General features: G+C 74.2%; 29 protein-coding genes and 1 pseudogene. 22 read left to right on the forward strand and 8 right to left on the reverse strand.

The window, feature by feature from the left end; translation table 11 throughout:
- Window positions 1-119: 119 nt before the first annotated feature.
- The 9 genes from ABD994_RS19645 (at window position 120) to ABD994_RS19685 (ending at window position 6,718) form a co-directional block, all read left to right on the forward strand.
- The gene (locus tag ABD994_RS19645) at window positions 120-899 is read left to right on the forward strand and encodes an LOG family protein (protein ID WP_345418826.1); all 780 of its coding nucleotides are present in this window, start codon (window positions 120-122) and stop codon (window positions 897-899) included.
- The gene (locus ABD994_RS19650; protein WP_345418829.1) at window positions 896-1,483 is read left to right on the forward strand and encodes an LOG family protein; all 588 of its coding nucleotides are present in this window, start codon (window positions 896-898) and stop codon (window positions 1,481-1,483) included. The genes ABD994_RS19645 and ABD994_RS19650 overlap by 4 nt, the downstream gene beginning before the upstream one ends.
- Complete coding sequence (gene folP, locus ABD994_RS19655) at window positions 1,483-2,346, forward strand: dihydropteroate synthase (RefSeq protein ID WP_345418831.1); 864 nt, start codon at window positions 1,483-1,485, stop codon at window positions 2,344-2,346. Before ABD994_RS19650 ends, folP begins: the two co-directional genes overlap by 1 nt.
- Before the next feature lie 10 nt (window positions 2,347-2,356).
- Entirely contained in the window at window positions 2,357-3,289 is a 933-nt protein-coding gene (locus ABD994_RS19660; protein WP_345418834.1) for a glucosyl-3-phosphoglycerate synthase, read from the forward strand.
- 37 nt (window positions 3,290-3,326) lie between these two features.
- Window positions 3,327-3,731: a DivIVA domain-containing protein gene (locus tag ABD994_RS19665; protein WP_345418836.1), complete on the forward strand. Its 405-nt coding sequence runs from the start codon at window positions 3,327-3,329 to the stop codon at window positions 3,729-3,731.
- An 11-nt stretch (window positions 3,732-3,742) separates the two neighbouring features.
- Window positions 3,743-4,234, forward strand: a complete 492-nt coding sequence (locus ABD994_RS19670; protein ID WP_345418838.1) for an SRPBCC family protein — start codon at window positions 3,743-3,745, stop codon at window positions 4,232-4,234.
- Window positions 4,231-4,857 (forward strand): DNA-3-methyladenine glycosylase I, encoded by a 627-nt coding sequence (locus ABD994_RS19675; protein ID WP_425550088.1) that lies wholly within the window; start codon window positions 4,231-4,233, stop codon window positions 4,855-4,857. Before ABD994_RS19670 ends, ABD994_RS19675 begins: the two co-directional genes overlap by 4 nt.
- Window positions 4,858-5,009: 152 nt before the next feature.
- The gene (locus ABD994_RS19680) at window positions 5,010-5,177 is read left to right on the forward strand and encodes a DUF3117 domain-containing protein (RefSeq protein ID WP_133827309.1); all 168 of its coding nucleotides are present in this window, start codon (window positions 5,010-5,012) and stop codon (window positions 5,175-5,177) included.
- Window positions 5,178-5,236: 59 nt separating this feature from the next.
- A complete protein-coding gene (locus tag ABD994_RS19685) occupies window positions 5,237-6,718 on the forward strand; it encodes a leucyl aminopeptidase family protein (RefSeq protein ID WP_345418841.1) in 1,482 nt (493 codons plus the stop codon).
- A 3-nt stretch (window positions 6,719-6,721) separates the two neighbouring features.
- Here ABD994_RS19685 and ABD994_RS19690 read toward each other — a convergent pair whose 3' ends face one another.
- The gene (locus ABD994_RS19690; protein WP_345418844.1) at window positions 6,722-7,480 is read right to left on the reverse strand and encodes an O-methyltransferase; all 759 of its coding nucleotides are present in this window, start codon (window positions 7,478-7,480) and stop codon (window positions 6,722-6,724) included.
- A 228-nt stretch (window positions 7,481-7,708) separates the two neighbouring features.
- Between ABD994_RS19690 and sigE the strand changes: the two genes are divergently transcribed.
- The 5 genes from sigE (at window position 7,709) to ABD994_RS19715 (ending at window position 12,025) form a co-directional block, all read left to right on the forward strand.
- Entirely contained in the window at window positions 7,709-8,341 is a 633-nt protein-coding gene (gene sigE / locus ABD994_RS19695) for an RNA polymerase sigma factor SigE (RefSeq protein WP_345418847.1), read from the forward strand.
- Window positions 8,338-8,928, forward strand: coding sequence for a zf-HC2 domain-containing protein (locus ABD994_RS19700; protein ID WP_345418850.1), 591 nt, complete (start codon window positions 8,338-8,340; stop codon window positions 8,926-8,928). The genes sigE and ABD994_RS19700 overlap by 4 nt, the downstream gene beginning before the upstream one ends.
- Before the next feature lie 85 nt (window positions 8,929-9,013).
- Window positions 9,014-10,693 carry a trypsin-like peptidase domain-containing protein gene (locus tag ABD994_RS19705; RefSeq protein ID WP_345418853.1) on the forward strand — a complete coding sequence of 560 codons (1,680 nt, stop codon included), beginning with the start codon at window positions 9,014-9,016 and terminating at the stop codon, window positions 10,691-10,693.
- Window positions 10,694-10,702: 9 nt separating this feature from the next.
- Window positions 10,703-11,128, forward strand: a complete 426-nt coding sequence (gene tatB / locus ABD994_RS19710) for a Sec-independent protein translocase protein TatB (protein ID WP_345418856.1) — start codon at window positions 10,703-10,705, stop codon at window positions 11,126-11,128.
- 99 nt (window positions 11,129-11,227) lie between these two features.
- Window positions 11,228-12,025: an adenylate/guanylate cyclase domain-containing protein gene (locus ABD994_RS19715; protein WP_345418859.1), complete on the forward strand. Its 798-nt coding sequence runs from the start codon at window positions 11,228-11,230 to the stop codon at window positions 12,023-12,025.
- On the opposite strand, the gene ABD994_RS19720 is transcribed toward ABD994_RS19715, so the two are convergent.
- Window positions 11,976-12,503, reverse strand: a complete 528-nt coding sequence (locus tag ABD994_RS19720) for a MarR family winged helix-turn-helix transcriptional regulator (protein ID WP_345418862.1) — start codon at window positions 12,501-12,503, stop codon at window positions 11,976-11,978. The genes ABD994_RS19715 and ABD994_RS19720 overlap by 50 nt on opposite strands.
- Window positions 12,504-12,587: 84 nt before the next feature.
- Here ABD994_RS19720 and ABD994_RS19725 point away from each other — a divergent pair, with 84 nt between their 5' ends.
- Window positions 12,588-13,460 carry a dioxygenase family protein gene (locus tag ABD994_RS19725; RefSeq protein ID WP_345418865.1) on the forward strand — a complete coding sequence of 291 codons (873 nt, stop codon included), beginning with the start codon at window positions 12,588-12,590 and terminating at the stop codon, window positions 13,458-13,460.
- A 209-nt stretch (window positions 13,461-13,669) separates the two neighbouring features.
- On the forward strand, window positions 13,670-14,716 hold the full coding sequence (rsgA, locus tag ABD994_RS19730) for a ribosome small subunit-dependent GTPase A (protein WP_345418868.1): 1,047 nt from the start codon (window positions 13,670-13,672) through the stop codon (window positions 14,714-14,716).
- 123 nt (window positions 14,717-14,839) lie between these two features.
- On the opposite strand, the gene ABD994_RS19735 is transcribed toward rsgA, so the two are convergent.
- From ABD994_RS19735 to ABD994_RS19745, 3 genes and pseudogenes are all read right to left on the reverse strand, one after another.
- Complete coding sequence (locus ABD994_RS19735) at window positions 14,840-15,976, reverse strand: Mrp/NBP35 family ATP-binding protein (RefSeq protein ID WP_345418871.1); 1,137 nt, start codon at window positions 15,974-15,976, stop codon at window positions 14,840-14,842.
- Window positions 15,977-16,394: 418 nt separating this feature from the next.
- A pseudogene (locus tag ABD994_RS19740) lies at window positions 16,395-16,844 on the reverse strand (DUF1003 domain-containing protein); the annotation flags it as partial.
- A complete protein-coding gene (locus tag ABD994_RS19745) occupies window positions 16,837-18,129 on the reverse strand; it encodes a magnesium transporter MgtE N-terminal domain-containing protein (RefSeq protein ID WP_345418945.1) in 1,293 nt (430 codons plus the stop codon). The pseudogene ABD994_RS19740 and the gene ABD994_RS19745, both read right to left, overlap by 8 nt.
- A gap of 145 nt (window positions 18,130-18,274) precedes the next feature.
- Between ABD994_RS19745 and ABD994_RS19750 the strand changes: the two genes are divergently transcribed.
- The 3 genes from ABD994_RS19750 to ABD994_RS19760 all read left to right on the forward strand — a co-directional run bounded on the left by ABD994_RS19750 (window position 18,275) and on the right by ABD994_RS19760 (window position 21,087).
- Window positions 18,275-19,234 (forward strand): HpcH/HpaI aldolase/citrate lyase family protein, encoded by a 960-nt coding sequence (locus ABD994_RS19750; RefSeq protein ID WP_345418874.1) that lies wholly within the window; start codon window positions 18,275-18,277, stop codon window positions 19,232-19,234.
- Between the two features lie 43 nt (window positions 19,235-19,277).
- Complete coding sequence (locus tag ABD994_RS19755) at window positions 19,278-20,471, forward strand: acyl-CoA dehydrogenase family protein (protein ID WP_345418877.1); 1,194 nt, start codon at window positions 19,278-19,280, stop codon at window positions 20,469-20,471.
- Between the two features lie 91 nt (window positions 20,472-20,562).
- On the forward strand, window positions 20,563-21,087 hold the full coding sequence (locus tag ABD994_RS19760) for a YflT domain-containing protein (RefSeq protein ID WP_345418948.1): 525 nt from the start codon (window positions 20,563-20,565) through the stop codon (window positions 21,085-21,087).
- Between the two features lie 164 nt (window positions 21,088-21,251).
- On the opposite strand, the gene ABD994_RS19765 is transcribed toward ABD994_RS19760, so the two are convergent.
- Window positions 21,252-22,742 carry an MFS transporter gene (locus ABD994_RS19765; RefSeq protein ID WP_345418879.1) on the reverse strand — a complete coding sequence of 497 codons (1,491 nt, stop codon included), beginning with the start codon at window positions 22,740-22,742 and terminating at the stop codon, window positions 21,252-21,254.
- Window positions 22,743-22,915: 173 nt separating this feature from the next.
- A complete protein-coding gene (gene corA / locus ABD994_RS19770) occupies window positions 22,916-24,007 on the reverse strand; it encodes a magnesium/cobalt transporter CorA (RefSeq protein ID WP_345418882.1) in 1,092 nt (363 codons plus the stop codon).
- Window positions 24,008-24,301: 294 nt separating this feature from the next.
- On the opposite strand from corA, the gene ABD994_RS19775 reads away from it, so the two are divergent.
- Window positions 24,302-24,805 (forward strand): MaoC family dehydratase, encoded by a 504-nt coding sequence (locus ABD994_RS19775; RefSeq protein ID WP_345418885.1) that lies wholly within the window; start codon window positions 24,302-24,304, stop codon window positions 24,803-24,805.
- Here the strand turns inward: ABD994_RS19775 and ABD994_RS19780 are convergent, their stop codons facing one another.
- The gene (locus tag ABD994_RS19780; protein WP_345418888.1) at window positions 24,806-25,282 is read right to left on the reverse strand and encodes an NUDIX hydrolase; all 477 of its coding nucleotides are present in this window, start codon (window positions 25,280-25,282) and stop codon (window positions 24,806-24,808) included.
- A gap of 105 nt (window positions 25,283-25,387) precedes the next feature.
- Here ABD994_RS19780 and ABD994_RS19785 point away from each other — a divergent pair, with 105 nt between their 5' ends.
- On the forward strand, window positions 25,388-25,546 hold the full coding sequence (locus tag ABD994_RS19785; protein ID WP_345418890.1) for a hypothetical protein: 159 nt from the start codon (window positions 25,388-25,390) through the stop codon (window positions 25,544-25,546).
- Between the two features lie 15 nt (window positions 25,547-25,561).
- Window positions 25,562-26,113, forward strand: a complete 552-nt coding sequence (locus ABD994_RS19790; protein WP_345418893.1) for a PH domain-containing protein — start codon at window positions 25,562-25,564, stop codon at window positions 26,111-26,113.
- The last annotated feature ends 10 nt before the right edge of the window (window positions 26,114-26,123 follow it).

Consider the following 26,123-nt stretch of genomic DNA (forward strand, 5'->3'; position numbering starts at 1 on the left):
GAACGCCTCCTCGAGAAGATGTTGGCCTTTCAACCACCGGCGTGCCACGCTCCGCGGCTCCCCAAACCGTTGGCCCCGCCGCCCCGCCCCGTTCGTGGGCGGTCCCTAGGCTCGGCGGCATGCTCCACGACGACCCGGCGGGCACCGACGCCACCGCGCCGCGCCCCACCACGATCGACCGCCGTCGCCCGGAGCACCGCGATCCGGGTCGCCTGAGCTCCACGACCGACCAGCGCCTGCTCGACTCGCGCGGCCCGGCCGACTGGGTGCACTCCGACGCGTGGCGCATCCAGCGCATCCAGGCCGAGTTCGTCGAGGGCTTCAGTGTGCTCGCCGAGATCCCGCGCGCGGTCACCGTGTTCGGCTCGGCGCGCACCCCGCCCGAGCACCCCGAGTACGCCCGCGGCGTCGAGCTCGGCGGAGCGCTGGCCCGGGCCGGCTACGCGGTGATCACCGGCGGCGGCCCGGGCGCGATGGAGGCCGCGAACCGGGGGGCGTCGGAGGCCGGCGGGCTCTCGGTCGGTCTGGGCATCGAGCTGCCGTTCGAGCAGGGGCTCAACCCGTGGGTCGACCTCGGCGTCGGCTTCCGCTACTTCTTCGCCCGCAAGACGATGTTCGTGAAGTACGCGCAGGCGTTCGTCTGCCTCCCGGGCGGCTTCGGGACGCTCGACGAGCTGTTCGAGGCGCTCGTGCTCGTGCAGACGGGGAAGGTCACGCGGTTCCCCGTGGTGCTGCTGGGCCGCGACTACTGGGGCGGGCTGCTGGAGTGGCTGGCCGGCCCGGCCGTCGACGCCGGGACGATCAGCGCCCGCGACGTCGACCTCGTGCACCTCACCGACGACATCGACGAGGTCGTGACCATCGTCGAGGAGGGGTTCCGGGAGGCCGTGGGGTCGTGAGCGGCCCGGTGAGCGGCTCGGTGAGGGTCTGCGTCTTCTGCGCGTCCGGGCCCGTGCCCGAGCCCTACCTCGCGCTGGCGTCCGACGTCGGGACGGCGATCGCGGCCCGCGGCTGGAGCCTCGTCTCCGGCGGCGGGCGGGTGTCGATGATGGGCGCGGTCGCCCGCGCGGCCCGCGAGGGCGGCGCCCGCACCGTCGGCGTCATCCCCGAGGCGCTCGTCGCCCACGAGGTCGCCGACGAGCAGAGCGACGAGCTCGTCGTCGTCGGCGACATGCGCACGCGCAAGGGCGAGATGGACGCCCGCAGCGACGCGGTGCTGGCGCTGGCCGGCGGGCTCGGGACGCTCGAGGAGCTGTTCGAGGCGTGGACGTCCCGCTATCTCCGGATGCACGACAAGCCGGTCGTCGTGCTCGACCCGGACGGCCACTACGACCCGCTGTTCGCCTGGCTCGAGAGCCTGCGCGGCACCGGGTTCGTCTCGGACCGCGGCCTGGCCGGCGTGGTGCGCACCACCACCGTCGCCGACGCCCTGGACGCGCTCGCGCCGGGCCCCGCCCCCTCGGCCGTGTCAGGATCGAGGTGATGTCGAGCCACCGGCCTCTCCTGCCCACCGACGGGCGCATCGCGGTGATGGCGATCGTCAACCGCACCCCCGACTCGTTCTACGACCGCGGCGCCGCCTGGGACCCGTCCGCGGCCCTGGACGCGGTCGACCGCGCCGTCGCCGAGGGTGCCGACGTCGTCGACGTGGGCGGGGTGAAGGCCGGGCCGGGCCCCGGCGTGGACGTCGCCGAGGAGCTGCGCCGCGTCCTGCCGACCGTCGAGGCCGTCCGGGCCCGGCACCCCGGCGTCGCGATCAGCGTCGACACCTGGCGGGCCGAGGTCGCCCGCGAGGTCTGCGCAGCCGGCGCCGACCTCATCAACGACACCTGGGCGGGCGTCGACCCCCAGCTCGGCGAGGTCGCCGCGGAGTTCGGCGTCGGCATCGTCTGCTCGCACACCGGCGGCGCCGTCCCCCGCACCCGCCCCCACCGCGTCCGCTACACCGACGTCGTCGCCGACGTGGTCGCGGAGGTGACCCGCCAGGCGCAGGCGCACGAGAAGGCGGGCGTCGACCCGTCGCGGATCCTGGTCGACCCGACCCACGACTTCGGCAAGAACACCTTCCACGGCCTCGAGCTGCTGCGCCGCCTCGACGAGCTGGTCGCGCTCGGGCGCCCGGTGCTCATGGCGCTGTCGAACAAGGACTTCGTCGGCGAGACGCTCGGCACCACCGAGGTCACCGAACGCCTCGAGGGCACCCTCGCCGCGACGGCGGTGGCGGCCTGGGCGGGGGCGCGGATGTTCCGCGCCCACGAGGTCGCCGCCACCCGCCGGGTCGTCGACATGGTCTCGGCCATCCGCGGCGACGTCCCGCCCGCCCGCACCGTCCGGGCCCTGGCGTGAGGACTGTGTCGTGAGACGTGGGACCGAGGACTGGTTCGCGCGGCGGACCTGGGCCCACCCGGACTGGACCGCCGCCGAGCTGACCGCCGCCAAGCGCGGCCGCACCGTGTCGGTCGTGCTGCCGGCGCTCGACGAGGAGGCCACGGTCGGCGGGGTCGTGGCCGCCGCGCGCCCGCTGCTGGGGACGCTCGTCGACGAGCTCGTCGTCGTCGACTCCGGCTCCACCGACGACACCGCCGCGCGGGCCCGTGCCGCCGGCGCACGGGTGGTGCCCCGCGACGCCGTGCTCCCCGACGTCCCCGTGCGCCCGGGCAAGGGCGAGGTGCTGTGGCGCTCGCTCGCGGCCACGACCGGCGACCTCGTCGTGTTCCTCGACTCCGACCTCGTCGACCTCGGCCCCGACTTCGTCACCCACCTGCTCGGGCCGCTGCTGACCGTCGACGGCGTCGCGCTGGTCAAGGGCTTCTACCACCGGCCGCTCCGGATCTCCGACCACGACGCCGCGCTCACCGGCGGCGGCCGGGTCACCGAGCTGACGGCCCGGCCCGCGCTCGCGGCGCTGCGCCCCGAGCTCGCCGGCGTCGTCCAGCCCCTCGGCGGTGAGTACGCGGCCACCCGCGAGCTGCTCGAGTCGCTGCCGTTCGCCGCGGGCTACGGGGTGGAGATCGGGCTGCTGCTCGACACCCACCGCGAACGCGGCCTCGACGCGATCGCCCAGGTCGACCTCGGCGTGCGCAAGCACCGCCACCGCAGCCTGCGCGCCCTGGGCGCCACCGCCGCCGAGGTGCTCGACGCCGTCCTGCGCCGGTGCGTGCCCGGCCACCCGGGGTCCGACCCGCTGACGCAGTTCGTCCCCGTCGACGGCGACTGGCTGCCCGACGAGCAGCCGGTCGCGACCGCCGACCGCCCGCCCCTGGCGACGCTCCGGGCCCCCGGGAGCTGACGCTCGTCGTCGGGGGTGCCACCTACGATCGGACCCCATGGGCAGCGCGCTGGTGTACGTCATCGTGGTCGGCCTCGTGGCCGCCGCGGTCTACCTGCTCGTGGCCTTCGTGTTCGGCCGCTCGGAAGAGCTGGCCCCCATGCCGCCCGGCGCGACGCCCACGCGCCTGCCCGCGCGCGACCTCACGGGCGGCGACGTGCGCGATCTGCGGTTCCAGCAGGCCCTGCGCGGTTACAAGTGCAGTGAGGTCGACTGGGCGCTGGAGCGCCTCGCCGCCGAGGTCGACGCCCTGCGCGCGCGGGTCGACGCCATGGACGGCGCGGACGCCCCGGCGCACACCAACGGTCACGCCCGTGCCGCCGAGGTCGCCGACCCGGTCGACCCCGCGCCCACCGACCCGACCGTCCGTACCGACCCCACCGCCGACGCACGGCGCAGCTGAGAGGGAGGCCCATGGCCCGCCGCGAGATCACCTTGTCGGTCGACGTCGACGCGCCGGTCGAGACGGTGTGGCGCGAGGTCACCGACTGGGAGTCCCAGGGCGAGTGGATGCTCGGCACCGAGGTGCGGGTCACCCGCGGCGACGGCACGAGCGTCGGGTCCGAGCTGGCGGCCACCACCGGCGTCGGGCCCCTCGGGGTCACCGACACGATGGAGATCGTCGGCTGGGACCCGCCGCACCGCGCGACCGTGCGGCACACCGGGCGCGTCGTGCGGGGCAGCGGCGTCTTCAGCGTCCTCGCCCGCCGCGGCGACGACGGCCGCGAGGCGTCGACGTTCGTGTGGAGCGAGCAGCTCGACCTGCCGCTGGGTGCCCTCGGCGCGCTCGGCTGGCCCCTGGTCCGGCCCGCGTTCGCCTGGGGCCTGCAGCGCTCGCTCGACGCCCTCGCCCGCCGCTGCGAGCGGGACGCCGACCGGGACGCCGACCGGGACGCCGAGCGGTGACGGAGGCGGTGCCGGTCGCGGTCGTCGGCGCCGACGGCGTCGGGCGCTGCCCCTGGGGCGCCGGGGACGGCCTGCTCGCCGAGTACCACGACACCGAGTGGGGCCGCGAGCTGCGCGGCCGCGACGCGCTGTTCGAGCGGATCAGCCTCGAGGCGTTCCAGTCCGGGCTGTCGTGGCTGATCGTGCTGCGCAAGCGCCCCGCGTTCCGGGCCGCGTTCGCCGGGTTCGACCCGGAGGCCGTCGCCCGCTTCGGCGACGACGACGTCGCGCGCCTGCTGGCCGACGCCGGCATCGTCCGCAACCGCGCCAAGATCGACGCCACGATCGCCAACGCCCGGGCCGTCCTGGGCCTCGCCGAGCGCGGCGAGGACCTCGAAACGCTGCTGTGGTCGTTCGCCCCGCCGCCGCGGGAGGCGCCGCCCGCCGGCTTCGACGAGGTCCCGGCGACCACGCCGGAGTCGACGGCGATGGCGAAGGCGCTGCGCGCCCGCGGCTTCCGCTTCGTCGGCCCGACCACGTGCTACGCCCTGATGCAGGCCACCGGGATGGTCGACGACCACGTCGCCGGGTGCTTCCGCGCGGTGGGCGCGGCGGGGGCGCCGAGGGGTCGCGGCACCGCCTGACCGGGGAGGACACGCCCGGATGATCGCCTCGGTGTCGTGCCGGTCGCGCGGATGGTGAAGAATCGTCGCCAGTCACACGGCGCTCGCTCCCCGGCCGCCCCGCTCGGGCGATCGGGGGACGGGGACGACGCAGCTCGCGGAGGGAGCACGCTATGGCGGCCATGAAGCCCCGGACCGGTGACGGTCCCCTCGAGGTCACCAAGGAGGGGCGCGGCATCGTGATGCGCGTGCCGCTCGAGGGTGGGGGGCGCCTCGTCGTCGAGATGACGGCGGACGAGGCGGGCGACCTGCGGGAGGCCCTGCAGGGCGTGGTCGGCTGAGCACCGCGACCTCCGCCGGGCCCGGCGACGCCGAGCAGTCGGCGTTCGCCGACCCGGCGTTGCCCACACCCCTCGCGACGCTCACGCCCGCGCCGGCACCGGACCCGGTCGCCACCGTGTGCTGGCGGCGACGCGACGAGCGTCCCGAGGGGGACGAGACCGACACCGACACCGACACCGGCACCGACGAGACCGTCGCCGGTGCGCCCCCGGGCTGGCGGCCGACCGCCGGCGCGGTGGTCGCGCTGCCCGGGTCGGCGCCCGGGCAGTGGCTCGTCGAGGTCGGCGACGGCGACGCGAAGGACTGGCGTGCCGCGGGCGCGGCCGCGGTGCGGGCGGTGCGCGACGCCCCGCCCGCGGCGGTCGGGGCCGACGGCAAGGACGCGCCGCGCGTCGCGCACCTGCGCGCGGAGCGGCCCGAGGACGCCCCCGGTGACGCCGGCTCGTGGGCCGCGCTGGCCGTCGGGATCGTGCTCGGGTCGCACCGGTTCCTCGTGCGGCACGCGTCCCGCCCGCCGCTGACCGTGCACCTCGACGTCCCCGCCGAGCACTTCGACGCCGTCAACGACGCCGTCGAGCTGGCCACCGCCACCGCCCGGGCGCGCGACCTCGCCGACACCCCGTCGGGCACGAAGTCCCCGGCCTGGTTCGCCGCGACCGCCACCGAGCTCGTCGCCGACGCCGCGGGCCTCGACGTCGTCGTCCGCGACGAGCAGTGGCTGGCGGCGCAGGGCTTCGGCGGCGTGCTCGCCGTCGGTGGCGGGTCGTCGCGCCCGCCGCGGCTGCTGGAGCTCACGTGGTCGCCGCCGGACGCGACGGGGGAGCACGTCGTCCTCGTCGGCAAGGGCATCACGTTCGACACCGGCGGCATCTCGATCAAGCCGAACGCGGGCATGGCGGACATGCGCACCGACTGCTCCGGCGGCGCGGCCGTCGTGGCGGCGCTGCGGTCGCTGGCCCGGTCGCACGTGCCCGTGCGGGTCACCGGCCTCGTGCCGCTGGCCGAGAACCACGTGTCGGGCTCGGCCTACCGGCCCGGCGACGTCGTGCGGCACCGCGGCGGCACCACCACCGAGGTCACCAACACCGACGCCGAGGGCCGGATGGTCCTCGCCGACGCGATCGCCTACGCCCTCGACGAGCTCGCACCCGACGTCCTCGTCGACGTCGCCACGCTCACCGGCGCGATGAAGGTCGCGCTCGGCGTGCGCACCGGCGGCGTATTCGCCAGCGACCCCGCGCTGCGCACCGCGCTCGTCGACGCCGGCGCGGCCACCGGCGAGTCGTGGTGGCCGATGCCGCTGTCGGCGGACCTCGACCCCGACGTCGACTCCGCCATCGCCGACGTCCGCCAGATCCCGGGCGGCCCCGGCGGGATCGCCGCGGCGCTGTTCCTGCGGCGCTTCACCGCGTCACGGCCGTGGATCCACCTCGACATCGCCGGGCCGGCCCGCTGCGACAGCCCGCACGAGGAGGTCGCCAAGGGCGCCACCGGCTTCGCCGCGCGGACGCTCGTGGCGTTCTGCCGCGGCCGGGCCTGAACGTCAGCGCCGGGCGGCGCAGAGCAGCCCCTCGGCGATCGGCAGCAGCAGCGGCACGAGGCGCTCGTCCTCGCGCACGGCGCGGACGGTCTCCCGCAGCGCGCCGGTCAGCGCCTCGCGGCGCACCGGGTCGGCGATGCGCCCGGACCACAGCACGTCGTCCACGACGACGACCCCGCCCGGGCGCAGGAGCCGCAGCGCGGCCGCGAGGTCGCGGGGGAACTCGGTGGTGGCGCCGTCGACGACGACGAGGTCGTAGCCGGCGTCGGAGAGCTTGGGCAGCACCTGCCGCGAGGTGCCGGTGATGAGGCGCACGCGCCCGGCCGCGAAGCCCGCCTCGGCGCACGCGAGCCGCGCCTCGGCCTGCCGGCCCCCGTCGGGGTCGATGCTGGTCAGGAGCCCGTCGACGGGCATCCCGCGCAGCAGCGCGATGGTGCCGAGGCCCAGCCCGGTGCCGATCTCGACCACGGCCCGCGCCCGCGTGGACGCCGCCAGGAACGTCAGCGCCGCGGCCGTGGCCGGGGCGACGGCGACGACGCCCTGCTCGGCCGAGCGCTCGCGCAGTCGCGTCAGCAGCTCGTCCTCGACGAGGAAGGCCGCGGCCTTGTCGGCCAGGCGGGTCCGGCCCCGCTCCCCGGTCTGGTCGTCGGGGGCGGCCGGCGGGCCGGTCTCGGGGCCGGCGGCCGCCGGGCGGACGGCCCGCAACGGGCGGTGCGCCCCGCGCACGCCCCCGCCCCGCCCACCCGGGCGTCCCGCCACCATCCGTGCAGGCTAGATCGGGATCGGGCCGGTGGCGGCGTGCCGCGCCGACACGCCGCGCACACGGTCGGGGGCGTGACCACCACCACGGGGGTGAACGGCCCCGCCGACCGAAACTCAGCGCGCTCTCAGCACGACCTCACCGTCGTGACATCACGGCGCGCCAGTGTGGTGTCACGTCGCCGGCACCCCGACCGGCGCCGCCGGACGAGCCGAGGAGCCCGGACCCCGATGCCCGACCGCCCCGCCCCGACCGCGGTCCTCGACCGCCCCGACGCGACGACCGCCGAGGTCGCCCCGCAGGGTCTCGGCGAGGACACCGAGTGGGTGCCCCCGACGTGGGACGACGTCGTGCGCCAGCACGCCGACCGCGTCTACCGCCTGGCCTTCCGGCTCACCGGCGACGCCCACGACGCCGAGGACCTCACGCAGGAGACGTTCATCCGCGTGTTCCGGTCGCTCGCCGGCTACAAGCCCGGCACCTTCGAGGGCTGGCTGCACCGCATCACCACGAACCTCTTCCTCGACATGGTGCGCCGCCGCGCCCGCCTGCGGATGGAGGGCCTGCCCGAGGACACCGACCGCCTGCCCGGCGGCGGGCCGGACCCCGAGCAGGTCTGGTCGGACGCCCACCTCGACCCGGATCTGCAGGCCGCGCTCGACGCCCTCGCCCCCGAGTTCCGGGCCGCCGTCGTCCTCTGTGACGTGGAGGGCCTGTCCTACGAGGAGATCGCGGCGACGCTCGGTGTCAAACTGGGGACCGTGCGAAGCCGCATCCACCGCGGGCGTCAGGCCCTGCGCGCCGCGCTCGAGGCCCGTGCCGCCGAGCGGGTGCACGCCGTCCCCCTCGGGAGCCCGTCGTGATCGGCAGCGGCTCCGGCCGGTGGTCCTGGCGCACCGACGCCGGCCACCTCGCGCTCGACGCGGTCGTCGCCTTCGTCGACGGCGAGCTGCCGCCCGGCCCCGCCCAGCGCGCGGCCGCCCACGTCGACCACTGCCTGTCCTGCGCCGCCGAGGTCGCCGCCCAGCGGCAGGCCCGGCGGCGGGTGCGCGGCGCGGCCGGCCCGGCGATGCCGAGCTCGCTCTACGCCACCCTCTGCTCGATCCCCGACGCCGCGCCCCTGCCCGGCCTGCCCGCCGGCCTCGCCGCGGGCCCCGGCGGCGAGATCGTCGCCCCGGCCGAGGAGCCCCGCGGTCGGCGACGCGGCCGGCGCCGCACGCTCGGTGTGCCCGTGGCCCTGAGCTCCGGGGTCGTCGTCGGCCCCGCGGTGCTCGCCGCGCTCACCGGCCCGGTGGTCGCCGCCGGCACGCCCGCGCCCACGGCGCCCACAGCCCCGCCCGGCAGCGCCGTGCCGGTCGTCGCGCGCACGCTGCCCGCGGTGGCCGCCGCCGACCTCTCGCTGCGCGAGGCGACACCCGAGCCCGGCCTCCGGGGCCCCGGCGCGCCCTGAGCCTGACCGGACCTTCACCGCTGCGGTCGCACGCTGTGACGGTGTCGACGCGGGCCGCGGGGCGAGGCTCTACGGTGGTGGGGCGATGAGCGGACCCACCGAGCCGCACGGGCGGCCCCAGCACCCGGAGCCCGACGCGTCGTCGGCTCCGCAGGGCCACGACGCCCCGATCTCGGGGCAGCCCCACGGCCAGGGCAACGGTCACGTGTCCGCGCCGGCCAACGGTCACGCCAACGGCCAGACCAACGGGCAGACCAACGGGCAGACCAACGGGCAGACCAACGGGCAGACCAACGGGCACGGCAATGGTCACGGGAACGGCCACCAGCCCGGGGAGCGCGAGCTCGCCGCCGTCTTCGGCCGCCCGCAGGGCGTCGCCGGCGGGTTCGGCGACCAGCGCGCCGAGATCCCGCGCTCGTCGCCGCGGGGCGACGCGCCCGCGCCCGCGCTCGTCGCCGCGTTCGGCCGCCCCGAGGGGACGGCCGGCGCCGGTGGCACGTCGCTGCAGCGCCCGGACCGCCCGGCCGAGCGCCCCGACGACCGCCGCGGCGACTTCTGGGAGGGCGACGAGGCCGCGTCGGCCGATCCGTGGCGCGACCCGGGCGCCGGCGCCGTCCTGGGTGGCCCCGCGCTCGGTGAGAGCCGCGGCGCGACGGCGACGCCGCCCACCGGGCCGCGGCTCTCGGCCCGCGAGCTCGTCCTCGGCCGGCGCGTGCAGCCGACGGCGCTGGCCCTGCTCGCCGTGGTCGCGCTGCTCCTCGGCGGCGTCGGCGGCGTCGTCGGGTGGGCCGTGGCCGGCAGCGCCGACAGCCTCGTCGACCCCGGCGCCACGCTCAGCCCCGTGTCGGCCGGCCACGAGCGGCCGCCGGGATCGGTCGCCGACATCGCGGGCCGGGTGACGCCCGCCGTCGTGTCCCTGGAGCTGCAGGCGGGCACCAGCGGCGGCACCGGGTCGGGCGTCGTGCTCGACCCGAACGGCTACATCGTCACCAACAATCACGTCGTCGAGCTCGCCGCCACCGACCCGCGCGCCTCCCTCGAGGCCGTCTTCGCGTCGGGCCTCCGGGCGCCGGCCCGCGTCGTCGGGCGCGACCCGCAGACCGACGTGGCCGTGGTCAAGGTCGACATCGCGAACCCGGTCGTCGCGCAGCTCGGCCGCTCGTCGGACCTGCGCGTCGGCGACGGCGTCATCGCCATCGGGTCGCCGCTCGGACTCGCCGGCACGGTCACCGAGGGCATCGTCAGCTCGCTCGACCGCCCCGTGCGCCTCGACGCCGAGACCAACGACGCCAACCCCGTGATCGACGCCATCCAGACCGACGCGGCGATCAACCCCGGCAACTCCGGCGGCGCGCTGGTCGACACCTCCGGCGCCGTCGTGGGCATCAACACCGCGATCCGCACGCTCGGCGGCGGCGAGGGCGGCTCGATCGGTCTCGGCTTCGCCATCCCCATCGACGACGTCCGCGTCATCGCCGAGTCGATCATCCGGACCGGCGGGTACACCCACAGCGACCTCGGGGTGAACGCGAAGTCGGTCACGGACGGGACCTCCGACGGCGCGCAGGTGCTCAACGTGCGCCAGGGTGGGCCCGCGTCGCGGGCCGGCCTCCTCGAGGGCGACGTCGTCCTGCGCGTCGACGACCGCCCGATCGCGTCGGCCGACGAGCTCGTCGTGGCCGTGCGGGAGCACCCGCCCGGCTCGACGGTCACCCTCGGCGTCGTGCGCCAGGGCCGGCCCCTGACGCTGCAGGTCACGCTCTAGGAGGGCGGGGTGTTCGACAACATCGGCTGGCCCGAGCTGCTCGTCCTCGCGCTCGTGGGCCTGTTCGTGCTGGGGCCCGAGCGCCTGCCGGCGGCGGCCGCGTGGGTGGCCAACACCGTGCGGACCGTCCGTGACTACGCCACCGGCGCGCGCGACCAGCTGCGTCAGGAGCTCGGCCCCGAGTTCGACGAGCTGCGCAAGCCGCTCGACGACCTGCGCTCGGTGCGCGACCTCGACCCGCGCCGCGCGGTCCGCCAGCACCTGTTCACCCCGCCGCCGGACGACGGCACGTGGAGCGGCGCCGCCGCGCCCGGCACGCCGCCGGCGGTCGCGTCCCCGGCCCCGGCACCCGCCCCCGAGGTGCGGCGCGCCCCGGCACCGGTCCGTCCGCTGGGGCCGGGGGAGATCGCGCCGGTGGACCCGGACGCGACCTGAGCCCGATCTGATCCCGAGCTGATCTCGGTCCGTGGGCCTCCTCACGGACGCCCCGCAGGGTGCGGGAGCACGCCGGAGTCGCTGTTAGCGTCGGTCAGCGTGTTCGTCCGCCCCAGTGAGCCGGTCCGCCGGCGGGTGCGCGGAGCCGCCGACCGGCTCGACAGCGACCCGCGGCTGCTCGCCGCGCTCGAGTGGGCACGCTCGCGCCTGCCCGGCGACGCCACCTACGGTGACCCGCTCTCCACGGGCGACGACGCCGTCGGTCGCCTCGCCGCCCAGCTCGCCCCGCTCGCCGCGACGCGACCCAGCGTGCTGCGGGAGGTCGGGCTCACGGCGCTGCAGGTGTGGCAGGCGCACGCCGGGGTGGAGGAGCGGCCCAGCGACGAGCTCGTCGCGGTGCTGTTCACCGACCTCGCCGGCTTCTCGGACTGGACGCTCGAGGTCGGCGACGATGTCGCGGTGCACGCCCTGCGGCGGGTCGGGGCCGAGGTGGAGCCGCTGGTGCGCCGCCGCGGTCGCGTGGTCAAGCGTCTCGGCGACGGCCTGATGGCCGTGTTCCCGACGGCCGACGACGCCGTCGAGGTCGCCCTCGCCGCCCGCGACGCGGTCGAGCGGCTGGAGGTCGACGGGCACCGCCTGCACCTGCGCGCCGGCGTCCACGTCGGCGCGCCCCAGCAGCTCGGTGGCGACTACTACGGCCGCGACGTCAACATCGCCGCCCGCATCACGGACGCCGCCGGCGCGGGCGAGGTGTGCGTGTCGAGCACGACGCGCGAGCACCTGACGGACGCGCACGTGACCGCCCGGCCGCACCGGCACCGCCGCGGCAAGGGCGTCCCCGCCGAGATCACGCCGTGGCGGGTGGATCGCACTCCTGGTCCGGCCCCCCGCGCCTGAGCGGGTTGGCGCGCAGCTTGCCGGACGGGTCGAGGCGCCCGAGGATCGCGGCCGTCACGCAGGCGAGGGACTCGACGCCCTCGCCGTCGAGGGCGTCGAAGATGAGCCGGCGGACCTCGGCGGCGTGCCCGGGTGCGGTCTGCCGCACCTTCTCCAGCCCCGCGTCGGTCAGCCGGGCGACGGTCACGCGCCCGCTCTCGGGCGACGGCTCGCGGCTCACCCAGCCCTGCGCCTCGAGCCGGGCCACGACGTGCGACAGCCGCGAGAGCGAGGAGTTGACGGTCGCGGCGAGCGCGCTCATCGGGAGGGTCCGGCCCGGGGTCTCGGAGAGCATCGCCAGCGTCAGGTACGAGAACTGCGTCAGCCCGGCGTCGCGCTGCAGCTGCGCGTCGAGCGCGGCCGGCAGCAGGGTCATCACCGCCGCCGTCCGGCGCCACGCCCGCTGCTCGTCGTCGTCCAGCCAGCGCGTCTCGTCCATGGGACCCACATTACTTGATGCTTCAACTCCGGGCAGGTAGCGTCGGCGGTTGAAGGATCAACTGGACATCCCAGGGGAGTCGCCATGGACCCGTTCGCCACCGCCCACCCGGGAGCGGCGTTCGACGCCTACGAGCCGGGTGCCCGCGAGCGCGCGGCCCGACGCACGCCCTGGACGCCGCAGGACGGGCCGCTGCCGGCGCTGTACGTCAGCCACGGGGCGCCGCCGCTGTTCGACGACGCCGAGTGGATGACGCGGCTGGGGGAGTGGGCCGACCGCCTCCCGACCCCGCGCGCGATCCTCATCGTCTCCGCGCACTGGGAGTCCGCGCCGCTCACGCTCTCGAGCCCCGAGGCCGGGACGCCGCTGGTCTACGACTTCGGCGGGTTCGCCGAGCGCTTCTACCGGATGAGCTACGCGACGCCCGACGCGTCCGCGCTGGCCGCGCGGGTCGCCGCCGCGCTGCCCGACGGTCAGCCGGTGCACACCTCAGGCCGCGGGCTCGACCACGGGGCGTGGGTGCCGCTCAAGGTCATGTACCCGCTCGGCGACGTGCCCGTCCTGCAGATGAGTCTGCCCACCGAGGACCCCGGGCGGCTCCTGGCCGTCGGCGCCCGCCTGCGCGAGCTGCGCGGTGAGGGCGTGCTGGTCATCGGCTCGGGGTTCATGACCCACGGCCTGCCGTTCCTCTCGCGGTCGATGCTCGCCGGGCAGGAGACCCCGGGCTGGACCGGCGACTTCGACGCCTGGGCCGCCGAGGCCCTCGACCACGGCGACCTCGAGACCCTGCACCGCTTCCGCGACGCGCCGGGCATGCCCTACGCCCACCCGACCGCGGAGCACTTCGTGCCGCTGTTCGTGACCCTCGGCGCGGCCACCGACCCCGAGGGGCCGGTGACGACGACCATCGACGGCACCATGTGGGGCCTCTCCCGCCGCTCACTGCAGGTGGCCTGAGGGTCACGGGAAACGCTCTGGCGCGCCCAAGGAGGAGCGGGCACGCTGGTGCGGACCGGGGCGAGCGTCCCCGGACACGACCTCGAGGAGTGGACGCCATGGCCGCCCGGACCGGGCGCCATGACAGGCGCCGTCACGCCACCACACGGTGACGCCTCGCCGCGCAGCATTGCGGCCACGGCGTCCTGCTCGGAGGGTCGTACCCCGCAGTGTTCTCCGCACTCCCGCACGCATCCGTCCTGCCCACCTACGGCTGGGACAGCACCTGGGAGCAGCTCGCTCTCACCGCTGACGCCCCGGCCGGAGCCGTGCCCGGCCGCGTCGCCCGCGTCGACCGCGGCCGCGTCGACGTCCTCACCGGCCGCGGCCGCGTCCACGCGGCACCCCGCGTGCCGTGCGCGGTCGGCGACTGGGTCCTCGTCGACGGATCCGCCGTCGCCGCCGTCCTGCCCCGGCGCACGGCGCTGACCCGGTCCGCGGCGTCCGGGCGCTCCGAGGCCCAGGTCCTCGCGGCCAACGTCGACACCGTGCTCGTCGCCGCCCCCCTCGCGGCCGGCGTGCGCCCCGGCCGGGTGGAGCGCCTGGTCGCCCTGGCCTGGGAGAGCGGGGCGACACCCGTCGTCGTGCTCACCAAGATCGACCAGGACGACGGGTCCTCGCTCGTGGCTGCCCTCTCCGACCTCGCCGACGCCGCGCCCGGCGTCGACGTCGTGCCCGTGAGCGCGGTCTCCGGCGACGGGGTCGACGAGGTCGCCGCGGCCGCGCGCGGGACCGCCGTGCTCGTGGGCCCCTCGGGTGCGGGGAAGTCGACGCTGGCGAACGCCCTGCTCGGGGAGGAGGCGATGGCGACCGCCACGGTCCGCGACGTCGACGGCAAGGGCCGGCACACCACCGTGCACCGCGAGCTGCTGCCGCTGCCCGGGCCCGGGGTGCTCGTCGACACCCCGGGCCTGCGAGCGGTCGGTGTCCGCGACGCCGCCGAGGGCATCGACCGCGCCTTCGCCGACGTCGTCGACCTCGCCGGCGGGTGCCGGTTCGCCGACTGCGCCCACGACACCGAGCCGGGCTGCGCCGTGGCGGCGGCCGGTGACGCCGGGACGCTCCCGGCCCGCCGGCTCGCGGCCTACCGGAAGCTCGTCCGCGAGGACGAGTGGGCGGCCGCGCGCACCGACGCCCGCCTCGCGGCGGAGCGCCGCGGGCGCTGGAGGCAGATCACGCGGGACCAGCGCGCCCGCTACCGCGCCCGCGGCCACTGACCCCGTCGACCCGCCCCACCCCGACGAACGAACGGCGCTCTCGCTGCTACGGAAGCAGCGAGAGCGCCGTTCGTTCTCGGGCGGACTCGGCGACCGGCGGCACGATGTGGGCCGGTCGGCGGATCAGCGGCCGGCGGGCGAGATGTTCAGCGACATGCCCGCGAGGCCGCGGGACCGGACGGTGAGCTTCTCGGCGACGGCGCGCAGGGCGGCGCCGGCGGCCGACTCGGGCTGGCTGAGCACCAGCGGGACGCCGGCGTCGCCGCCCTCGCGCAGGCGGGTGTCGATCGGGATCTGGCCGAGCAGCGGCACCGGGGCGCCGACCGAGCCCGACAGCGAGTCGGCCACGGTCTGCCCGCCGCCGGAACCGAAGAGGTCCATGCGGGAGCCGTCGGGCATGTCCAGCCACGACATGTTCTCGACGACCCCGGCCAGGCGCTGGCGGGTCTGCAGCGAGATCGCGCCCGCGCGCTCCGCGACCTCGGAGGCGGCCTGCTGCGGCGTGGTGACCACCAGCAGCTCGGCGTTCGGGATCAGCTGCGCGACGGAGATCGCGATGTCGCCGGTGCCCGGCGGCAGGTCGAGCAGCAGGATGTCGAGGTCGCCCCAGAAGACGTCGGCGAGGAACTGCTGCAGCGCGCGGTGCAGCATCGGCCCGCGCCACACGACCGGGGTGTTGCCCGGGGTGAACATGCCGATCGAGATGACCTTCACGCCGTGGCTCTGCGGCGGCATGATCATGTCGTCGACCTTGGTGGGCCGGTCGTCGGTGCCGAGCATCCGCGGCACCGAGTGCCCGTAGATGTCGGCGTCGACCACGCCGACCGACAAGCCGCGGTCGGCCATCGCGGCCGCGAGGTTGACCGTCACCGACGACTTGCCGACGCCGCCCTTGCCGGACGCGACGGCGTAGACGCGTGTCAGCGAGCCCGGCTGGGCGAAGGGGATCACCGGCTCGTCGGCGTCACCGCGCACGGTCTTGCGCAGCTCGCGGCGCTGCTCGTCGTTCATGACGTCGAGCTCGACCGACACGGCCGTCACGTTCGACACCGCGGACACCGCCGTGGTCACCCGCTGGGTGATGGTGTCCTTCATCGGGCAGCCCGCGACGGTCAGGTAGACCGCCACCTCGACCTTGCCGTGGTCCAGGACGCGGATGTCCTTGACCATGCCCAGCTCGGTGATGGGCTTGTGGATCTCGGGATCCTCGACGCCGGCCAGGGCGGACCGGATCGCGTCGACGGACGGTGCTGCGGCCATCGGACCTCGACTCCTTCGGAAGAACCGGCCCCGCCCTCGGCGGCCTCACGGGGCCCACCAGGGAGACCGGGAGGGGGCAGGAGGGCCCCCGTCGGCTCGGTGTCCATGCTACGTGCCGGTCACCGGCGTCGCGGCGGGGTGCCGGGCGGTGCGCGTCACGCCCCGTGGGGCGCGCTCACCGTCCGTTGGCCGAGGTCGGTGTCGAGCCGGAGGTGCCGGACGCGTCCGGCTCGGCCGGTCCGTGGCCGTCGTGCCGGGCGAGGGCGCGCAGCAGCGCCTGCTCGACGGCGGAGGCCAGCCGGTGGTCGACGGCACGGGCGACGGCGCGGTCGACGGCCTTCGCCACGGCCTTCTCCAGCGACTTGTCCGACCTCCCGGCGCCGTCGCGATGGCCGTCCCGGTGGCCGTCGCGGGACCCGCGCTGCTGCTCGAGCTCGCCGCGCAGGTAGTCGCGCGTGACGACCTCGCCGAGCTGCAGCCGCATGGAGGCCAGCTCGCGGGCCAGGTACTCGGTCTCGGCCGAGAGCCGGCCGGCGCGGGTGCGGTCCTCCTCGAGCGCGACGCGGTCGCGGTCGTCCTGGCGGTTCTGCGCCAGCAGGATCAGCGGCGCGGCGTACGCGGCCTGGGTGGAGAACGCGAGGTTGAGCAGGATGAACGGGTAGGGGTCCCACCGCAGGCTGACCATGAAGACGTTCAGCGCGATCCAGACGGTGACGATCACCGTCTGCCAGAGCAGGAACGTGCCGGTGCCGAGGAAGCGCGCCAGGCGCTCGGCGACGCGGGCGAACCACTCGGCGTCGACGCTCAGGCGCAGCCGGGCGGTGCCCGAGGGCTGGTCGAGCCGGCGGCGGGTGCTGGGTTCAGGCACGACCGCCTCCGGGGGCCGGGGCGGGGGCCGGGGTGGGCCCCGAGGACGTCGGGGCGGGATCGGGCTGCGAGCGCCAGTCCTCGGGCAGCAGGTGGTCGAGGACGTCGTCGACCGTGACGGCGCCGACGAGGTGGCCCGCCTCGTCGATCACGGGTCCGCAGACGAGGTTGTAGGTCGCGAAGTAGCGGGTGACCTCGGCCAGGCCGGCCTCCGGACCGAGCCGGGTGAGCTCGGAGTCGAGCACGCCCGCGACCAGCTCGGACGGCGCCTCGCGCAGCAGCCGCTGCGCGTGCACGCAGCCGAGGTAGCGCCCGGTCGGGGTGGCGGTGGGCGGCCGGCAGACGAACACCATCGACGCGAGCGCCGGGGTGATGTCGGGGTTGCGGACGTGGGCGAGCGCCTCGGCGATCGTCGCCCCGGGCGTCAGCACGATCGGCTCGGGCGTCATCAGCCCGCCCGCGGTGTCGGCCGAGTAGGTCAGCAGGCGCCGGACGGGCTCGGAGTCCTCGGGCTCCATGAGGCCGAGGAGCTCCTCGGACTCGGCGCCAGGCAGGTCGGCGAGCAGGTCGGCCGCGTCGTCGGGGTCCATCTCCTCGAGGACGTCGGCCGCGCGGTCGCTCGAGAGGTGGCGCAGGAGGTCCTGCTGCTCGGCCGAGGGCAGCTCCTCGAGGACGTCGGCGAGCCGGTCGTCGGCCAGGCCGTCGGCGACGTCGTGGCGGCGGCGCTGCGGCAGGTCCATGAGGGTGTGCGCGATGTCGGCGGGCCGCATGTCCTCGAACGTGGCGAGCAGCTGCTCGGTGCCCTGCCCGGTCTCCGAGAGCGACAGCCCCGACACCGCCGCCCACGGCAGCACCTGCACCGGGCCGCGCCGCCCGAGCCGCCCGACCAGCTCGCGCACCGCCAGGCGCGTGACCAGCCAGTCGCGGCTGCGCTGGTGCTCCATCAGCACGTCGACCACCTGCGCGTCGGCGTCGTGGTCGACCACGCGGACCCGCGCGTCGAGCATCTCGCCGACGACCAGCACCTCGTTGGGGCGCTGCGCGAACTCCCGCAGGTTGACCTGGCCCGTCGCGAGCGTCACCGCCGCCGCGTCCACCGCCGTCACCCGCAGCATCGGCACGAAGATGCGGCGCCGGGACGCGACCGCCACGACGAGGCCGAGGACGCGCGGGGGCCGCGGGCCGACGGCCACCGCACAGACCGCGTCCCGCACGCGCCCGATGCGTTCGCCGTCCGGCCCGAGCACGGGCAGCCCGGCCATGCGGGCCACGAACACCCTGGTCATGGCGGTAGTCACGGGATGAGGCTAACCGGCGGGGCGTGAAGACCTGGATCGAGTCATCGGTGAGAGGGTCGCCACCTCGGCCGATGACGCGCGACGCGTCGTGTCAGCATCGGCCGTCTCTCGTGACGAGGAGGTCAGCAAGCCCGTGAGTGTGGAGAACCGCCCCCGCCGGTCGTGCCTGGCGGTGCCCGGGTCGAGCCAGAAGTTCATCGACAAGGCCCGCACCCTGCCCGCCGACCAGATCTTCCTGGACCTCGAGGACGCCTGCGCCCCGCTGGTGAAGCCCGAGGCCCGCAAGACGATCGTGGCGGCCCTCAACGAGGGCGGCTGGGAGGGCAAGACGCGCGTCGTGCGCGTCAACGACTGGACCACCGAGTGGACCTACCGCGACGTCACCGAGGTCGTGGAGGGCGCGGGCGCCAACCTCGACGCGATCATGCTGCCGAAGGTGCAGACGCCCGAGCAGGTCCACGCGCTGGACTTCCTGCTCACGCAGATCGAGAAGACGATGGGCTACGAGGTCGGCCGGATCGGCATCGAGGCCCAGATCGAGAACGCGCGCGGGCTCAACAACGTCGTCGCGATCGCCGAGTCGTCGCCCCGGCTGGAGACCATCGTCTTCGGCCCGGCCGACTTCATGGCCTCGATCAACATGAAGTCGCTCGTCGTGGGCGAGCAGCCCCCCGGCTACACCGAGGGCGACGCCTACCACTACATCCTCATGCAGATCCTCATGGCCGCGCGGGCCAACGACCTGCAGGCCATCGACGGCCCCTACCTGCAGATCCGTGACGTCGACGGCTTCCGCCGCGTCGCGAACCGGGCCGCCGCGCTCGGCTACGACGGCAAGTGGGTGCTGCACCCCGGCCAGATCGACGCCGCCAACGAGACGTTCTCGCCGTCGCAGGAGGACTACGACCACGCCGAGAACATCCTCGACGCCTACGAGTGGTTCACCTCCGAGGCCGGCGGCGCCAAGGGCTCGGCGATGCTCGGCGACGAGATGATCGACGAGGCCTCGCGCAAGATGGCGCTGGTCATCGCGGGCAAGGGCCGCGCAGCGGGCATGACCCGCGGCGAGCGGTGGACGCCGCCGGAGAGCTGAGCACATACTCGTCGGTAACTTCTACGCAGCAGGAGCACCACGCATGGCACGCCTCGCCCAGACCGCCGGCCTGACCGATGTGCAGCAGGAGATCCTTTCCACGGTCCGCGACTTCGTGGACAAGGAGATCATCCCGCACGCGCAGCAGCTCGAGCACGACGACGTCTACCCCCAGGACATCGTCGACGGGATGAAGGAGATGGGCCTGTTCGGGCTCATGATCCCGGAGGAGTACGACGGTCTGGGCGAGTCGCTGCTGACGTACGCGCTGGTCGTCGAGCAGATCGCCCGCGGGTGGATGAGCGTCTCCGGCGTCATCAACACCCACTTCATCGTCGCGTACATGCTGCGCCAGCACGGCACGCCCGAGCAGAAGCAGCACTACCTGCCGCGGATGGCGACCGGTGAGGTCACCGGCTCGTTCTCGATGTCCGAGCCCGACCTCGGGTCCGACGTCGCCGCCATCAAGACCAGCGCCAAGGCCGACGGCGACGACTACGTCGTCAACGGCGCGAAGATGTGGCTGACCAACGGCGGGTCGTCGAACCTGTCGGCGGTGCTCGTCAAGACCGACGAGGGTGCCGAGAAGCCCTACCAGAACCTGACGACGATCCTCGTCGACAAGGAGCGGGGCTTCGGCAAGGTCGCCGAGGGGCTGAGCATCCCCGGCAAGATCGAGAAGATGGGCTACAAGGGCGTCGACACCACCGAGATGGTGTTCGACGGCTTCCGCATCCCGCAGTCGCAGGTGCTCGGTGCCGCGCCCGGCAAGGGCTTCGCGCAGATGATGGACGGCGTCGAGGTCGGCCGCGTCAACGTCGCCGCCCGCGCCTGCGGCATCGCGATCCGCGCGTTCGAGCTCGGCATCGAGTACTCCCAGCAGCGCTCCACGTTCGGCAAGCAGATCGCGGGCCACCAGGCCATCGCGTTCAAGCTCGCCGAGATGGCCACCAAGGTCGAGGCCGCGCACCACATGATGGTCAACGCCGCGCGCCTCAAGGACCGCGGCGAGCGCAACGACGTCGAGGCCGGCATGGCCAAGTACCTCGCGTCGGAGTACTGCAAGGAGGTCACCGAGGAGTCGTTCCGCATCCACGGCGGCTACGGCTACTCGAAGGAGTACGAGATCGAGCGGCTCATGCGCGAGGCGCCGTTCCTGCTCATCGGCGAGGGCACGTCCGAGATCCAGAAGACGATCATCAGCCGGGGACTGCTCAAGGAGTACAAACTGCGCTGATCAGCGGTACCGTCCTCCGTCACACCGGCACCCCGCTCGGGCACTCCCGGGCGGGTTCCGCCGTTGTACGGGACGACACCGTTCGAGAGGAATCGTCGTGACTGCGCCGTTCACCGGTAACCGCCCGGGCGCCCAGCCGGGGCTGCCCAATCTCCCCGAGCCGCCGTCGGGGTGGCCGGTGGGCTCCTACGCCAAGTACGAGGAGGCCCAGCGCGCCGTCGACCACCTCGCCGACAACGAGTTCCCCGTCGCCGACGTCACCATCGTCGGCGTGGACCTCATGCTCGTCGAGCGCGTCATCGGCCGCCTGACCTGGGGCCGCGTGCTCGCCACCGGCGCCGCGTCGGGCGCCTGGCTGGGCCTGTTCGTCGGCCTGGTGCTCTCCCTGCTCGCGCCGGTGGGCAGCGGCCTGACCTCGATTCTCACCGGCCTGGTGCTCGGTGTGGTCTTCGGCGTCGTGTCCGGGGCGATCACCTACGGCGCCTCCCGCGGCCGCCGCGACTTCACCTCGCAGAGCCAGCTCGTGGCCGGCCGCTACGACGTCCTCTGCCAGCCCCGCAACGCCGAGAAGGCCCGCGACATGCTGGGCAAGCTCGCGATGGGCACCGACGGCTGAGGGCGGGTGGTCGCACCTCCGGTGCGAGCAACGCGGCATTGCTGGCACGGGGGGCCAGGATCGCCACATCCTCGCCGGCGCGACACGCCGGGAACTCGACCGATCGACACGACGAGGCCCCGCCCGGACGTCCCGGGCGGGGCCTCGTTCACGTCGGCGACGGGTCAGGTTCCCACGCCGCCCACGCCCGTGGCGCGGACGACCGAGAGCGGGGTGGCGATGTCCTCGAGCGACTTGCGCTCCGCCGCCACGCCGAGCACCGCGGCCACGATGCCACCGATGATCATGATGACGGCGCCGAGGATGTAGGCCCAGAACAGGCCCGACGTGCTCGGGTTGTCCTCGCTGCCGATCATCACCGCGTAGATCAGCGGCGCGACGGAGCCGAAGATCTGGGCGATCGCGAAGAACACCGCGATGGCCTTCGCCCGGACCTCCATCGGGAAGATCTCGCTGACGGTCAGGTACGCCGCGCTGGCGCCCGCCGAGGCGAAGAAGAAGATGATGCACCAGGCGATCGTCTGGGTCAGGGCGTTGAGCACCCCGGCCTGGAACAGGAACGCCGTGATGACGAGCAGCGTCCCGGCCAGCAGGTAGGTCCCGGAGATCATCTGTCGGCGGCCGATCGTGTCGAACAGGCGCCCGAGCAGCAGCGGGCCGAGGAAGTTCCCGACCGCGAACGGGATGTAGTAGATCGACGTGTCGGCGTCGGGGCCGAGGTAGAAGTGCGTCAGCACGATCGCGTACGAGAAGAAGATCGCGTTGTAGAGGAACGACTGCGTGATCATCAGCGTCGCGCCGAGCGTCGAGCGGCCCGGGTACTCGCGGAACAGGATCCGCAGCAGCGTGAGGTAGCCCGCCGACGGCGTCGGGCGGATCTCGATGGCCTTGCTCTCGTCGACCGGCTCGACGTGCTTGTTGGTCGTCGTCTCGACCTCGTGCTCGATGTACCGGATCGACTCCTCGGCCTCCGCGCCCCGGCCGTGCATGATCTGCCAGCGCGGGCTCTCCGGCACCGACCGGCGCAGAACGACGATGACGATGGCCAGCACGGGGCCGATGAGGAACGCGAGGCGCCAGTCCCAGGTCGGGGAGATGGCCCCGGACAGCAGCGGGATCTGGATGACGGCCGCGATCGCCGCGCCCGCCCAGTAGGTGCCGTTGACGATGATGTCGGTGCGGCCGCGGTAGGGAGCCGGGATCAGCTCGTCGATCGCGGAGTTGATCGCCGCGTACTCGCCGCCGATGCCGGCGCCCGCGATGAAGCGTGTCAGGTAGAGGAACGTGATCGAGGCGGCCCCGGTGCCGATGGTGAGCGCGGTGAGCGCGCTGCCGCCGAAGTAGATCGCGAGGGTGATGAAGAAGAGCTTGCGGCGCCCGAGGCGGTCGGAGATCTGGCCGAAGACGAGGGCGCCGACCACCTGCCCGATGAGGTAGACGGTGGCGAGCAGGCCGACGGCGGTGGTGGAGATGCCGAGCCGGTCGGCCCCCGAGAGCTTCTCGCCGACGTTGCTGGCGATGGTGATCTCGAGGCCGTCGAGGATCCAGCACGAGCCGAGCGCGAGGACCATCCGCGTGTGGAACGGCGACCAGGGCAATCGGTCGATGCGAGCCGGGATGAGACTGCGGACCGACTCCTGGGACTGCGTCGTCATGGCACCTCCCGTGTCACCGAGCGTTCACATCGTGAGCGATGCTAGTCACACGTCTACCCCGGTGGGGTGCGGAAATACCTCTCCGTGGTCGGGTGACTACAGCTCGGACGAACGGTGAGTAACCGGACGGGAAAGGATCATACGGACACGGAGTGCGCCGTTCGCCGCAGCGACTACAGCCAGCGGTTGCGCCGGAAGGTGCGCCAGAGGACGGCGCAGATGGTCAGGATCACGAGGATCACGGCCGGGTAGCCGTACTGCCAGTGCAGCTCGGGCATGACGTCGAAGTTCATGCCGTAGATGCCGGCGAGCATCGTCGGCACCGCGAGCAGCGCCGCGTAGGCGGTGATCTTGCGCATGTCGTTGTTCTGCCGGAGCGTGATCTTCGCGAGGACGGCGTCGACGAGGGTGGTCAGCAGCTCGTCGAACGACGCGACGCGCTCGGCCACCGTCGCCAGGTGGTCGTCGACGTCGCGGAAGTAGCTGCGCACGTCCGAGGGCACGAGCGGCGAGTAGCCCTCGGTGAGCCGGCGCATCGGCGTCACCAGCGGTGTCACCGCGCGGCGCAGCTCGAGCACCTCGCGCTTCATCAGGTAGATCTGCTCGGCGCCGACCTCGCTGTAGGGCGCGAACACCTCGGTCTCCATGACGTCGATGTCGCCCTCGACGCCGTGCGAGACCTCGAGGTAGGCGTCGACGATGTGGTCCGCGACCGCGTGCAGCACCACGGCCGGGCCCTGGGCGAGGTGCTCGGGGTCGCCCTCGAGCAGGTGCCGGACGCGGCGCAGGCCGGAGTGCTGGCCGTGCCGCACCGTCACGACGAAGTCCTTGCCGAGGAAGACCATGAGCTCGCCGGACTCGACGATCTCGTTCGCGGTGGTCGGCGACGCGTGCGCGACGTAGCGCATCGTCTTGAACACCGAGAACAGCATGTCGTCGTAGCGCTCGATCTTCGGGCGCTGGTGGGCGTGCACGGCGTCCTCGACGGCCAGCGGGTGCAGCCCGAACACCTCGGCGATGTCCTGGATCTGCTCGGCGTCGGGCTCGTGCAGCCCGATCCACACGAAGCCCTCCTCGCGACGGCGGACCTCGGCGATGGCGTCGCGGTGGTTCCAGCGGCCCTCGAGCCGCTGGCCGTCGACGTACACCGCGCAGTCGACGACGAACGCCGCGAGCGGCACGTGGGGCACGCGGGTGTCCTGGCGGGGACGGCCGGGGCGGATCACGCGGGAACCGGCGTTGCGCAGCGTGGGCAGGCTGGGCATGGGGACCTCCGGGGACCGGACGGTGGGACGGGGAAGCAGGCACCGTGGGCTGTGCCACCGCGTCCCTCCCCGAGTACCCCGAGCCGGTCAGCGCGCGGACGGAACGGGGGAGGGGACGCGGCCCGTACTGGGGGGCAGGGAGCCCGTCCTGCTCGAGGAGTCGTCCACGTCTCACCTCCCACGCGTCGCACGACACGACGTCGACCAATGGGCCATCCTAGCGACCGCCCGCGCCCGTGTCGGACGAGGACCACACGGCGCCGTGACGACCGACGATGTTCAGGAGGCGGATCCGTGCAGTTCGGGCGGTACTTCGAGGAGTTCGAGGTCGGTGCGACGTACAAGCACTGGCCGGGCAAGACGGTCACCGAGTACGACGACCACCTCTTCTGCCTGATCACGATGAACCACCACCCGCTGCACCTGGACGCGCACTACGCGGAGGGCACGCAGCAGGGCCGCAACGTCGTCGTCGGCAACTACGTCTACTCGCTGCTGCTCGGGATGTCGGTGGCCGACGTCTCGGGCAAGGCGATCGCGAACCTCGAGGTCGAGTCGCTGCGCCACGTGAAGCCGGTCTTCCACGGCGACACGATCTACGGCGAGTCGACGGTGCTGGACAAGAAGGAGTCGTCGTCGAAGAACGACCGCGGCGTCGTGCAGGTCGAGACGATCGGCTACAACCAGGACGGCGTCGTCGTGTGCATCTACCGCCGCAAGGTGATGGTGCCCAAGCGCCCGGAGGACGCCGGCGAGGAGTCCGAGCAGCCCCGCCGCCCCGTCCCGCAGCGCGACTGATCAGTCCGGCAGGCAGTCCCAGCCGCGCAGGGCGGCGGTCAGGCCGCTGACCAGCTCGCCGGCGTCATCGAGCGCCGCGTAGGCCGCGGCGTCGACCCACCGCGCGTCGGCGGCGTCGTCGCCGGCGCGCGGCACCGCGGGCTCGGTGACGGGGCGGCAGCGGAAGTCGTGGATCGCGAACACCCGCCCGTCCGGCGCCGGCCGGTGGACGCTCCCGACCTCGGCGCCGACCGTGACGGCCACCCCGGTCTCCTCGGCGACCTCCCGGGCCGTCGCGGCCACCGTCGTCTCACCCGGTTCGACCCGGCCGCCGGGCAGCGACCAGCGCCCCGCCTCGGGGTCGTGCGCCCGGCGGACCAGCAGCAGGCGGCCGTCGGCGTCGGTGACGATCCCCCCGACGCAGAGGACGACGGCCCGGCGGGTGGACCCGTCGGGTGACGGCGTCCGCGCGCCCGGCGTGGGATCACGCTTCGTCACAGGAGTTCACCCTAGTATCACCGCGCGCCACCGGGTCGTCGTGATCGAGACGACCCCATACTGCGCGGGCAGCGTCGACCCCGATCTTGGTGAGGGAACCGTAGAGTGAACGCGAAGAAGCTGGGCATCATCGCGGGCGTCGCGTTCGCGCTCTTCTTCGTGATCTCGAACCCGCAGGGGTCGGCCGACCTGGTGCTCAACATCTTGACGATCCTGGCCAACGCGGCGGCGTCCGTGGTCCAGTTCATCCAGGCGCTGTTCTAGTCCCGGAGGCACGACGTGCTGGCACCCCGCGAGGTCGACGAGTACGTCCTGCCCACCGAGCGGCGGGTCATCCGCTTCCGGCGGCACTGGGCGGTGATCGTCGGCGAGGTGCTGCAGGCCGTCGTCCTGTTCGTGCTGCTCGCGCTGGGGGCCGCGTTCCTGCCGCAGAACGTCGTGCTGGACAACCTGTTCTGGTACGGCGCGCTGCTCGTGCTGCTCAAGACCAGCTACAAGGTCAGCGAGTGGTGGGTCGAGAAGGTGGTCGTCACCGACAAGCGCGTCATGCTGACCAAGGGGATCTTCACCCACAGCGTGGGCATGATGCCGCTGACCAAGGTCACCGACCTCAGCTTCGTGCGGACGTTCTGGGGCCGCCTGCTCGGCTACGGCACGATGGTCATCGAGTCGGCCGGCCAGATCCAGGCGCTCAACCAGATCCACTTCCTGCCCGACCCCGAAGAGGTCTACGAGGCCATCTCCGAGCTGGTGTTCGGCGACAAGCGCCAGACCCGCTCGTACACGCTGCCCGGGAGCGGCTTCGGCGGCGCGCGCGGCCGTCGGCGGTAGAGAAGCGGTA

It is taken from the genome of Actinomycetospora chlora (assembly GCF_039542135.1).
In the GTDB taxonomy this organism is placed as follows: domain Bacteria; phylum Actinomycetota; class Actinomycetes; order Mycobacteriales; family Pseudonocardiaceae; genus Actinomycetospora; species Actinomycetospora chlora.

Excerpts from the sequence above, each read along its gene's own strand:
- folP (WP_345418831.1), top strand. The coding sequence starts at position 1,483 with ATGTCGAGCCACCGGCCTCTCCTGCCCACCGACGGGCGCATCGCGGTG.
- corA (WP_345418882.1), bottom strand. The coding sequence starts at position 24,007 with ATGCCCAGCCTGCCCACGCTGCGCAACGCCGGTTCCCGCGTGATCCGC.
- ABD994_RS19670 (WP_345418838.1), top strand. The coding sequence starts at position 3,743 with ATGGCCCGCCGCGAGATCACCTTGTCGGTCGACGTCGACGCGCCGGTC.
- ABD994_RS19680 (WP_133827309.1), top strand. The coding sequence starts at position 5,010 with ATGGCGGCCATGAAGCCCCGGACCGGTGACGGTCCCCTCGAGGTCACC.
- sigE (WP_345418847.1), top strand. The coding sequence starts at position 7,709 with ATGCCCGACCGCCCCGCCCCGACCGCGGTCCTCGACCGCCCCGACGCG.
- ABD994_RS19745 (WP_345418945.1), bottom strand. The coding sequence starts at position 18,129 with ATGACCAGGGTGTTCGTGGCCCGCATGGCCGGGCTGCCCGTGCTCGGG.
- ABD994_RS19645 (WP_345418826.1), top strand. The coding sequence starts at position 120 with ATGCTCCACGACGACCCGGCGGGCACCGACGCCACCGCGCCGCGCCCC.
- ABD994_RS19765 (WP_345418879.1), bottom strand. The coding sequence starts at position 22,742 with ATGACGACGCAGTCCCAGGAGTCGGTCCGCAGTCTCATCCCGGCTCGC.
- ABD994_RS19690 (WP_345418844.1), bottom strand. The coding sequence starts at position 7,480 with ATGGTGGCGGGACGCCCGGGTGGGCGGGGCGGGGGCGTGCGCGGGGCG.
- ABD994_RS19725 (WP_345418865.1), top strand. The coding sequence starts at position 12,588 with ATGGACCCGTTCGCCACCGCCCACCCGGGAGCGGCGTTCGACGCCTAC.
- ABD994_RS19665 (WP_345418836.1), top strand. The coding sequence starts at position 3,327 with ATGGGCAGCGCGCTGGTGTACGTCATCGTGGTCGGCCTCGTGGCCGCC.
- ABD994_RS19755 (WP_345418877.1), top strand. The coding sequence starts at position 19,278 with ATGGCACGCCTCGCCCAGACCGCCGGCCTGACCGATGTGCAGCAGGAG.
- ABD994_RS19720 (WP_345418862.1), bottom strand. The coding sequence starts at position 12,503 with ATGGACGAGACGCGCTGGCTGGACGACGACGAGCAGCGGGCGTGGCGC.
- ABD994_RS19705 (WP_345418853.1), top strand. The coding sequence starts at position 9,014 with ATGAGCGGACCCACCGAGCCGCACGGGCGGCCCCAGCACCCGGAGCCC.
- ABD994_RS19735 (WP_345418871.1), bottom strand. The coding sequence starts at position 15,976 with ATGGCCGCAGCACCGTCCGTCGACGCGATCCGGTCCGCCCTGGCCGGC.